The sequence below is a fragment of the Bradyrhizobium nitroreducens genome (assembly GCF_002776695.1).
In the GTDB taxonomy this organism is placed as follows: Bacteria; Pseudomonadota; Alphaproteobacteria; order Rhizobiales; family Xanthobacteraceae; genus Bradyrhizobium; species Bradyrhizobium nitroreducens.
The window spans coordinates 8,103,029-8,114,533 of sequence record NZ_LFJC01000003.1; the positions used below are offsets into that span (position 1 = coordinate 8,103,029).

At 65.0% G+C, this 11,505-nt stretch carries 3 protein-coding genes and 1 pseudogene; all 4 read left to right on the plus strand.

Annotation, left to right across the window (positions count from 1 at the left end):
• Positions 1-112 precede the first annotated feature (112 nt).
• A complete protein-coding gene (locus TSA1_RS38275) occupies positions 113-5,782 on the plus strand; it encodes a beta strand repeat-containing protein (protein ID WP_100180842.1) in 5,670 nt (1,889 codons plus the stop codon).
• Between the two features lie 8 nt (positions 5,783-5,790).
• Positions 5,791-6,669 (plus strand): annotated as a pseudogene (locus TSA1_RS41235) (tetratricopeptide repeat protein); the annotation flags it as partial.
• Positions 6,670-6,741: 72 nt separating this feature from the next.
• Positions 6,742-9,423: a tetratricopeptide repeat protein gene (locus TSA1_RS38280; protein ID WP_245448512.1), complete on the plus strand. Its 2,682-nt coding sequence runs from the start codon at positions 6,742-6,744 to the stop codon at positions 9,421-9,423.
• A gap of 137 nt (positions 9,424-9,560) precedes the next feature.
• On the plus strand, positions 9,561-11,505 hold a 1,945-nt coding region (locus tag TSA1_RS38285; RefSeq protein ID WP_100181573.1), incomplete at its 3' end, for a type I secretion system permease/ATPase.

Consider the following 11,505-nt stretch of genomic DNA (forward strand, 5'->3'; position numbering starts at 1 on the left):
CAGCAACGAAACCGTAAGCCTTGGCGCCAGCGCGTACTCTGCCTTGATCAACCTCAACGGGACGGGAAGCACCGTCTCCGGGGCTGTATCGGCATTGGCCGCGGCGGTCGTTTTGTCGGGGACCGGCAACTCGGCGACGGTGATCGGCAACGGCTATGGCGTGACGCTTGCCGGTACGAGCGAGACGGTGACGCTGATCGGCACCGGCGATCGACTGACGCTGAGCGGGAACTACATCACGGTGAACACGTCGGCTGCCAGCAACGTGACGCTGAGCGGGACCGGCGACACGGTGACGCTCGGCGGCAACGGCCTGATCGTGTCGTTGACCGGCACGAGCGACAGTGCGACGCTGACGGGCAGCGGCGCCAGCGTGAGCGTCAACGGCAATCAGAACACGGTGAGCGCGTCCAGCTCGACCGTCGGAATCTCCACGATCGCCAACGGCACGGCGACGGTTCTGGGCAATAGCGACACGATAACGGTCGCCGGCAATCAGAACTCGGTGACGATTACGGGCAACAACGAGGTGGTGACGGTCAGCGGGACGAGCGACCGTGTGACGATCACCGGCGACAACAGCACGGTGACGGTGAACAACAGTTACGACACCGTGACGGTCAGCGGAAACAATGCGACGCTGGCGCTCTCCGGCGCGGCCGAGATCGTGTCGCTGAGCGGCACCGGCGACGTGGTGACATTGAGCGGGACCGGGACGTATGCCACCGTCACGACGACCAACGCAGCAAACTTCACGCTCACCAATGGCTGGAGCGGAGAGACGCTCAATACCGGCGGCAGCAGCGTGGTGGTCAACGCCTACTCCAACTCTCTGATCATCAACGGCAACGGCAACTCGGTGTCGGTCATCCATACTCAGGACACCGTGACGTTGAACGGCAGCAACGAATACGTCGCCTTGGGCGGGAGCAACAACGTTGTTACCTCGTCCGGCAACAGCGATACGGTGGTCGTCAGCGGGAACGATGACGTCGTCACCCTTACCGGTAGCTACGAAAACATCATTTCCAGCAAGGCCGTGACAGTCACCGCGACCGGTGCCTATGATGATATCACCGTCAATAGCGGCAGCGGGGCGGGCACGTCATGGATCACCCTCGGCGGCGTGAGCGGGATCGTCCAGGCGAGCCTGGGGACGACGCTGCGGATCTCGGCGACGACGGGATCGGTCAACATCAACGACATCGAGACCATCGTCTTCGGCAATAACACCAACACGGTGACCCTCGCCAACGGGACGGGAACGATCACCCTGGTCGGCGTGGCCTCGGTGACGGCGGCTATCGCGGGCACCACCGGGAATGACACCATGACGGGGACGTCGGGTAACGACATCCTCGATGGCAAGGGCGGTATCGACAGCTTGCAGGGCAATGGCGGCGACGATGCCTATGTCTTCCACAAGGGCTATGGCCAGCTCACCATCAACAATTACTCCGCCGGCAACAACAACTCCCTGGGCACGCTGTCGTTCAATTCTTCCGTGCTGACCAGCGACGTGCTGATCTCGCGCGGCGGCGTCGGGTTCGGCGACATTATCATCCAGATTCCGTCGACCGGCGACCAGATCACCGTCAGCGGTGGCTTCGGCAACAGTTCAAACGGCTTGCGGCAGGTGTTGTTTGCCGACGGCACCGCCTGGAACATGGGATATCTCGGCGCTCATGCGGGCTACGACGTCAATATCGATGGCAGCACCAGCACGATCAACGCAAGCAATGTGCTGATCCAGATGCCGGCGAACAACGCCACCGTGACCGTCAACGGCAACAACGACCCGATCACGGTGACGGGCACCAGCGATACCGTGATCGTCAACGGAACGAACGACACCGTGAGCGCCAGTGCGACGGCGGTGATTGTCACGGGCACCGGCAGCGCGGTGACCATCAGCGGCAACGGCAACGCCGTGGCGGTCACGGGAACCAATGACACCGCGACGCTGGTCGGGACGTCCGACAGCGTCACGGTCAGCGGTAGCAATGCGGTCATCAATACGACCAATGCCGTGACGGCAACCGTGACCGGCACGGGAAGCTCTGCCACGATCGGCGGCAATGGCGACTTCGTGGCGATCACAGGGACGAGCGATGCCGTCACGCTGACCGGAACCGGCGCGAGCGTCACCGTCAGCGGCGCCGCGGCGACCCTGAACGCGGCCGGCGCATCGGTTGGCGTGACCGCAAGCGGCAGCTCGGCCAGCATCAATGGTAACGGCAACAGCGTGTCGGTCTCCGGCAACGGCGAACAGGTCTCGTTGTCGGGCAACAATTCAAGCGTGACGGTCGGCGGCGTCGGGGACGTCCTCACCGTCAGCGGCAGCAATGCCAGCATGGGCACAGCCAGTGCGGCGACGATCACGGTCACAGGCACGGCCAGCTCGGCCACGATCACCGGCGACGGCAATTCGGTCTCGCTCACGGGGGCCAGCGACCAGGTCACGCTTGCCGGCAACAACGCGATCGTGACGATCAGCGGAACGGGCGATTCGCTTGCAATCAGCGGCGGCAATGCCTCGGTGACCACGACCAGCGCGGCTGCGATCACGATCACAGGAACTGCGAGCTCGGCTGCGGTTACCGGCAACGGCAACGCCTTGTCGATCACGGGCGCCAGCGACCAGGTGACGGTGACTGGCAATGGCACGGCGATCACGGTCAGCGGCGTCAGCGACGCTCTCGTGATCAGCGGAATCAATGAGACCATCACGACCACGAGCGCGGCGGCCATCACGCTGGCCGGCAGCGGCAGCACGGCGACCGTCAACGGCGCCGGAAACGTCATTGCGATTACGGGCACCAGCGATCGGGCAACGGTGACCGGCAACGGCGAAACCGTCAACATCGGAGGGACCGGCAACAGCCTGGTCATCAGCGGCACCGGAGAGACGATCACGACCAGCAGCGCCGCCTCGGTGACGATCGCCGGCACCGGCAGCTCGGCAACGATCACCGGAGACGGCAATGCCGTCACCGTCTCGGGCACCAGCGACGTGGTGACGTTGAGCGGTGCCGGCGACAGCCTGACCATCAGCGGCAGCGCCGCGACGATCGGCGCCTCCGCCGCACTGGCGGTCACGATGACCGGACTGAGGAGTTCGGCGACGATCGGCGGCAATGGCCACGTCGTGACGATCTCCGGCAGCAGCGATTCCGTGACATTGACGGGCACTGCGGACAGCGTCGTGATCAGCGGCACGGCTGCAACGGTGACCACCAGCAGCGCGACTTCGGTAACGCTGACGGGAACCAGCAGCTCGGCGACGGTCAATGGCAGCGGCAACACGGTTGCGCTCACCGGCAACAGCGAACGCGCGACGTTGTCCGGCAACAATGCAGTAGTCACCGTTGGCGGCGTCAGCGACACCCTCGTGATCAGCGGGAGCAACGCGTCCGTCACGACCACCAGCGCGGCGACGATCACGGTCAACGGGACCGGCAGCTCGGCAACGATCAGCGGCAACGGCAACAAGGTCTCGATCGCCGGAGCGAGCGACCAGGTCACGCTGAGCGGCACCGGTGACAACGTGACCGTGAGCGGGACCAACGCTTCGCTGGCAATCAGCGGCAGCGCCTCCGTCACTACGACCAGCGCAGCGTCGGTCACCCTCGGTGGCGCCGGCAGCACGGCGACCGTGAGCGGCAACGGCAACTCGGTATCCATCACCGGTGCCGCCGATCAGGCGACGGTGTCCGGCAGCAACGTTACCGTGGCGATCAGCGGAACCAACGACATCCTCACGATCAGCGGCAGCAATGCCTCCGTGAGCGCAACCCATGCGGCGACAATCACGGTGACCGGGACCGCAAGCTCGGCCACCATCAACGGCGACGGCAATGCGATAACGATTGCCGGCACCAACGATCAGGTGACGATTGCCGGCAACGACGCCTCGGTGAGCGTCACAGGGACGGGCGCCACGCTGGCCGTCAGCGGGAGCAACGAGTCCGTGACGACGACCCACGCGGCGGCGATCACGGTCGCCGGCGCTGGCAGCTCGGCTTCGGTAACCGGCAACGGAAACATGGTGTCGATCACCGGAAGCAGCGACCAGGTGACGTTGACCGGCACCGGCGACAGCGTCAGCATCACCGGCGCGAGCGCCACGCTCGCCCTCAACGGCAGCGCGTCGGTGACGACGACCAGCGCGGCGTCGATCACGATTGCAGGGACCGGCAGCTCCGCAACGGTGACCGGCGACGGCAACGCGGTCGCGATCACGGGTGCGAGCGAGCAGGTGGCCGTGACCGGCAACAGTGCGACCGTGACCGTCACGGGCAGCAACGACACGCTCGTCATCGCTGGCAGCAATGACACGGTCACGACGAGCAGCGGTGCGGCGATTACGGTCGCCGGCGCGGGCAGCTCGGCCGTGATCGTTGGCGACGGAAACGTCATTGCCATTACGGGCGCCGGCGACAGCGTGACACTGACCGGTTCGGGCGACAGCGTCGCCGTCAGCGGTACGGACGCTGCGATCGACGCGACCGGCGCGCTTGCGGTCACCGTCACGGGGACCGCGAGCTCGGCGACGATCGGCGGGAATGGTCACGTCGTGACCATCAATGGCACGAGCGACGCCGTGACCCTGACCGGAACGAGCGATGCCGTGACAGTCACAGGCACTGGCGCGACAGTGAGCACGGCAAGTGCGGCGTCGGTGACCGTGGCGGGCACTGGCACCTCGGCGACCATCAACGGCAACGGTAACACCGTCGCCGTCGTGGGCACGAGCAATCTGGTGACGGTGAACGGTGACAACGTGACCATCGGCATCGGCGGCACCGGCGATACGCTGGTGGTTAGCGGCAGCAATTCCTCAGTGAGTACGACCAACGCGGCATTCGTGACGGTCACCGGGGCGGGTAGCTCGGCGGCGATCAGTGGCGATGGCGACACCGTCGCGATCACTGGAGATGGCGATCAGGTCACGATCACCGGCAATAGCGAGACGGTCAGCATTGGCGGCGTCGGCGACACGCTGGTCATCAGCGGGAGCAATGCGTCGGTGACCACTGCGAGCGCGGCGACCGTGACCGTAACGGGGACCGGCAGCTCGGCGGCTGTCAATGGCGATGGCGATATCATCGCGATCGCGGGCACCAGCGACGTGGTAACGGTGACCGGGGACAACGACGTGATCAGCATCAGCGGTGCGGATAACGCACTCGTCGTCAGTGGCAGCAACGATACGGTCATCGCAAGCAGTGCAGCAGCGGTGACGCTCGCGGGCACAGGCAGCTCGTTGATCCTTGGCGGTGATGGTCATTCCGTCGCGATCACGGGGACCGGCGACCAGGTCACGCTGACGGGCGACGGCGATACGGTAACGATCGGCGGCACCAACAGCACCATCATCGCCAGCGGGATGAACGAGACGTACCTTGCCGATCGCGGCACAGGTCAGGTGACTATCGATAACGCAACCGCATTGGGCGCGGCAGCGCAAGGCGAGCTGGACTTCGCGTCCGACGTCGCGAGCCAGGATCTCTGGTTCGTCCAGAGCGGCGACGATCTCGTCATCGACATCCTCGGCACCGAAGGCCAGTTCACGATCAGCGACTGGTTCGGGTCGAACCCGAGCTCCGCTTTGGCCGAGATCACGGCCGGAGACGGCCTGCATCTCGACAGCTCCGTGTCGCAGCTCGTCCAGGCGATGGCTTCCTACGCGAGTGCCAACCCCGGCTTCACGCCCTCGAGCGCGACGCAGATGCCGAACGATCCAGGTCTCCAGTCAGCGATTGCTTCGGCATGGCACTAGCTGGCGACATGGACGCAGGTGTTACGGGCTTCGACGACGCCGTCGATGCCTTGCGTGCAGGTCGGCTGGAAGAATCCGAGTCCGCATGCAGGGCGATCCTGAAGGCGGCTCCTGGCCATCATGGCTGCATGAATGTGCTGGGGATCATCGCGTTGTTGCGCGGACAGCTCGCTCTGGCCCGTGAGCTGCTCGAACGGGCGGTCGCGCTTGCTCCTGAGAACGCCAGTTATCGGGTGAACCTCGGCAAGGTGCTGCAGCCGCTCGGCGCGCTGGACGAGGCGGAGCGGCACTTCCGCGACGCCATCTGCCTTGGCCCCGACGAGGTCGATGGTCGTCTTGGCCTCGCCCATCTGCTGCGGGCCGCGGGGCGGCTCGAGGAAGCCTCCGGCTGTCTCTCCGAAGTGGTCCGGCTGCGACCGGACGATGCCGATGCGCGTGGCATTCACGCCAACCTGCTCCAGGAGCTCGGACGCATCGACGATGCGGAGCTGCACTACCAAGAGGCTTGTCGGCTCCGGCCGGCATTTCCCGAAGTGCTCAACAATCTCGGCAATCTCTGCCAGACCAGCGGGCGTCTGGAGGAGGCCGAAACGCATTTTCGGCGAGCGTTGTCCTGCAGGCCCGAGTTTCCGGAGACCTGCAACAATCTCGGCAATCTCCTGCGCGAGCTCGGTCGTCCGGAGGAGGCGGAGACCTACTGCCGCGAGGCGCTGCGGCTGCGGCCGGACTATCCGATAGCGCACAACAACCTTGGCAACGCGCTCAAGGAGCGCGGCGCCTACGAGGCCGCCGAATTCCACTACCGTGAAGCGATCCGCCTGAAGCCGGACTATGCCGAAGTCTACAACAATCTCGGCTCGCTGTTCGGCGATTTTGCCGAACTCGACAAGGCCGAGGACTGCTATCGCCGCGCTATCCAGATGCGTCCCAACTATTCCGAGGCGCTGTCCAATCTCGGGATGACGCTGCTCGGTGCCGGAAAGTTCGAGGAAGGATGGCCGACTTACGATGACCACCGCAAGATCGAGCGACGCGACGATCTGACCGGTGCGTCATGGGTCGGCGACGATCTCGATGGACGCACGCTGCTGATCTATGCCGAGCAGGGATTCGGCGATGTGCTTCAATTCAGTCGGTTCGTGCCGCTCGCCGCAGGGCGCGGGCGGATCGTCCTCGAGGTGCCGCGGCCGCTGCTCGGGCTCCTCGCGCAGTTGCCCGGCGTCGACCAGATCGTCGCGCGTGGCGACAAGCTGCCGCATTACGACGTTCGCTGTGCGCTGATGAGTCTGCCGCGTCGGCTCGGCATCGCGTTCGACCGTATCCGGGGCGAAGCACCTTATCTCGCCGCCGATCGCAGTCGCGTCGCCAAATGGCGGAGCCGGATCGAGGCGTTGCCGGGCCTGCGCGTGGGCCTCGCCTGGGCCGGCAACCCGGCCCTCGCCAACGACAGGCGCCGCTCGATCGCTCTTCAGGCGCTCGCTCGGCTGGGGGATGTGCCGGGCGTCTCGTTCGTGTCGCTGCAGAAGGGCGAGGCTTCAGCGCAGATATTGCAGCCGCCGTCCGGCCTAACGGTGCATGACTGGACCGCTGAGCTCGCCGATTTCGCCGATACTGCGGCCCTGATCTCGACCCTCGACCTCGTGATCACCGTCGACACCTCGATCGTGCACCTGACGGGGGCGCTTGGCCGGCCGGTGTGGCTGCTCAACAGGTTCAACAGTTGCTGGCGCTGGCTGTTCGATCCCACCCGCAGCCCCTGGTACGCGACGCTGCGGCAGTTCAAGCAGCCCGCGCCCGGCGACTGGGCTGCCGTGGTCGAGGACGTCAAGACGGCACTTTCGGACTGCGCGGCACATGCGATACCCCCGGGTGCCTTTGACGAGGCGCTGAGACATCACCAGGCCGGCCGTCTCGACCGTGCGGAGATCATCTATCAGCGCGTGTTGAACAAGAATCCCGATCACGCCGGAGGCCTGCATTTGCTCGGCGTCATCCATTTTCAGCGGGGTGAGCCCGCCCGTACCATCGAGCTTATTGGGCGCGCGATCGAATTGGAGCCAAAGAACGGCAATTTCCGGCACAATTTCGCCAACGCCCTTGGCGCCCTCGGTCGTCGTGCGGAAGCTGAGGCCCAGTATCGCGCCGCGATCGGCCTGGACGAGAATCATGTGGACGCGCACGGCGCGCTCGGCATGCTGCTTCTGGAAGCAGGCCGGCTCGATGCAGCGGAACCGCATCTTCGGCAAGCCCACCGCCTCAGGCCGTTGTCCGAGATTACCTGCAACAATCTCGGGATCCTGCTGTGCCGCAGGGACGCGCTCGAGGACGCCGAGGCGAAGTTTCGCGAAGCCTTGCAGCTCAATTCCGGGTTTGCCCCCGCACATGCCAACCTCGGCAGCGTTCTGCGCAGCCGTGGCGCGCTCGACGGAGCCGAAGAGCATTGCCGTCTCGCGCTCGCACGCGACGCGCGCCTTGCTGAAGCACACTTTGTCCTCGCGCAGGTGCACGAGGGCCGGGAGCGTTACGACGAAGCGGAGCGGGCGTATCGTACGGCGATCGCGCTGAAACCGGATTGCGCAGACTGGTACAACGATCTCGCCAAACTGCTCGTCGATTTACGCAGGCTCGACGAGGCTTGGCCCCTGTTCGATCAGACCCTGCGCATGCGGCCCGATCACCCCGAAGCCCACAGCAACCGCGCAATCGCGCGATTGCTGACCGGCGATCATTTGGAGGGGTGGACGGAATACGAGTGGCGATGGAAGCTGAAGAAGCGGCCGGGCCGGCTCGACGATTTCGCCCAGCCGGTCTGGAACGGCGAGGACATTAGCGGCCGAACGCTTCTGATCCATGCCGAGCAGGGGTTTGGCGATACGATCCAGTTCTGTCGGCTGGTCCCATTGTTGTGCAGTGGCGCACGCGTCGTCCTCGAAGCGCAGCGCGCGGTCGCCCCCCTGTTGAAGGACCTGCCGGGCGTCGATGAGATCGTCCCGCGGGGTGACCCGCTACCGCATTTCGACGTCCATTGCCCGCTCCTGAGTCTCTCGCGCTTCCTCGGGCTGTCGCTGACCGAGGTTCCGGGGCAGGTGCCGTATCTTGCTGCCGACCCCGCGCGGGTGGAGGCATGGCGGAAGCGGCTGCGCACGATCGGGGGCTTTCGTGTCGGACTTGTCTGGTCGGGCAGTCCGACCATGGCCGACGATCGCCGCCGCTCGATTCCGCCGGATCTCCTCTCGGGTCTTGCGGCCATACCGGGTGTATCGTTCGTCTCCCTGCAAAAACGCGCAGCGGGGCAAATGATCGTTGCGCCGGCGGGCCTCGCGCTGCACGACTTCACGGATGAGCTGAACGATTTTGCCGACACCGCAGCGCTGATCGCCAATCTCGATCTGACGATCAGCGTCGATACCGCGGTGATCCACGTTGCCGGTGCGCTGGGGCGGCCGGTCTGGCTCCTCAATCGCTTCAACGGCTGCTGGCGCTGGTTGCTCGATCGTGACGATAGCCCCTGGTACCCGACGCTGCGGCAATTCCGGCAACCGTGTCCGGGAGATTGGAGCAGCGTCGTCGCGGAGATCGCACAGGCCCTCGAACTGGCACAGAACGGAATCGAATCCCTTGCGATGTCGGCGGCAGAATAGTGCGACCGAGCCAACGGTTTCGATAAGACTTCAGGAAAGTTCCATCTCCGCAGGTTGCGCATCGATCTTTGCCGACTTGAGGAAACGTGCAATGGTCGCTGACGCGATCTAAAGTAGTGGCAGGGGAAGACGTGGGTGTGGAAGCCGTAAGGCAGGATACGGGGCTGCAGTGCCTTGCGCTGCTGTTGCGGTTTCATCAAGTCGCAATCGATCCCGCCCAGATCGCGCATCAGTTCGGCGGCTCCGCGGTCGGCGTTCAGGAAATGCTGAGATGCGCCAAGCAGCTCAAGCTCAAGGCTCGGGCGGTTCGCGAAGGCTGGTCCGGGCTTGCTAAGCTATCTTTGCCCGCGATCATCGAACGGCATGACGGCAGCTTCGCTGTCCTCGGCAAAGCCGGCGCTGACGATGTTCTCATTCACGACCCCGTGGTCAATCGTCCGCAGGTGGTCAAGCGCGCCGAGTTCGAGCAGAGTTGGACCGGCCGCATCGTGCTGATGACGCGCCGCGCCTCGCTGTCTGATCTGGCGCGCCGCTTCGATATCACCTGGTTCCTCCAGGCCATGCACAAATACCGCCGGCTGCTCGGCGAGGTGCTGGTCGCGTCATTCTTCCTGCAATTGTTTGCATTGGTGACGCCGCTGTTCTTCCAGGTCGTGACCGACAAGGTGCTGGCGCATCGCGGCTACACCACGCTCGACGTACTGGTGTTCGGCCTCATCGTCGTCGCGATCTTCGAGACCGTTCTCGGCGCGCTCAGAACTTACGTCTTCTCCCACACCACCAACCGGATCGACGTGGAGCTCGGCGCGCGCCTGTTCCGCCATTTGATCGCGCTGCCGATCGCCTATTTTGAGGCGCGGCGTGCCGGCGATTCCGTCGCGCGCGTGCGCGAGCTCGAGAACATCCGCAATTTCCTCACCAGCTCGGCCCTGACGCTGGTGATCGATCTCGGCTTCACCTTCGTCTTCCTCGCGGTGATGTTCTACTACTCGCCGTTCCTGACCTGGATCGTGGTCGGTTCGTTCCCGTTCTATGTCGCGATCTCCGCCGGCGTCGCCCCGATCTTCCGCGAACGGCTGGACAAGAAGTTCGACCGCGGCGCGGAGAACCAGGCCTTCCTGGTCGAGAGCGTCAGCGCGATCCAGACCCTGAAGGCGATGGCGATCGAGCCGCAGATGCAGCGGCGCTGGGAGGAGCAGCTCGCCGGCTATGTCAGCGCCAGCTTCGACGTGCTCTCGCTCGGCAATTGGGCAAGCCAGTCGGTGCAGTTCGTCAGCAAGCTCGTCACCGCGCTGACGCTCTATTTCGGCGCGCATCTCGTCATCGAGGGCAATCTCTCGGTCGGCGAGCTGATCGCCTTCAACATGCTGGCGGGGCGGGTGGCGCAGCCGGTGCTGCGGCTGGCCCAGCTCTGGCAGGATTTCCACCAGGCGCGGGTCTCGATCGCCCGGCTCGGCGACATCCTCAATGCCGCGCCCGAGCCGATGTTCGATCCCTCGCGCGCGAGCTTGCCGCCGATCAAGGGCGAGGTGACCTTCGATCACGTCAACTTCCGCTACCGGCCTGATACCTCGCTGGCGCTGCAGGACATCTCGCTGAAGGTGCTGCCGGGACAGGTGATCGGCATCGTCGGCCCCTCCGGCTCCGGCAAGTCGACGCTGACAAAGCTGATCCAGCGTCTTTATGTGCCTGAGGCCGGCCGTATCCTGATCGACGGTATCGACCTCACCGTCGCCGATGTCGCCTGGCTGAGGCGCCAGATCGGCACGGTGTTGCAGGAGAACGTGCTGTTCAACCGCACCATCCGCGAGAACATCGCGCTCGCCGATCCCGGCATGGCCATGGAGCGGGTGCTCGCGGCGGCCGAGCTCGCCGGCGCGCACGAGTTCATTCTGGCGCTGCCCGATGGCTATAACACCGTCGTCGGCGAGCGCGGCGCCAGCCTGTCCGGCGGCCAGCGCCAGCGCATTGCGATTGCACGCGCGCTGGTCACCAATCCCCGCGTCCTGATCTTCGACGAGGCGACCAGCGCGCTCGACTATGAGAGCGAGAACATCATCCAGCGCAACATGCGCAAGATCT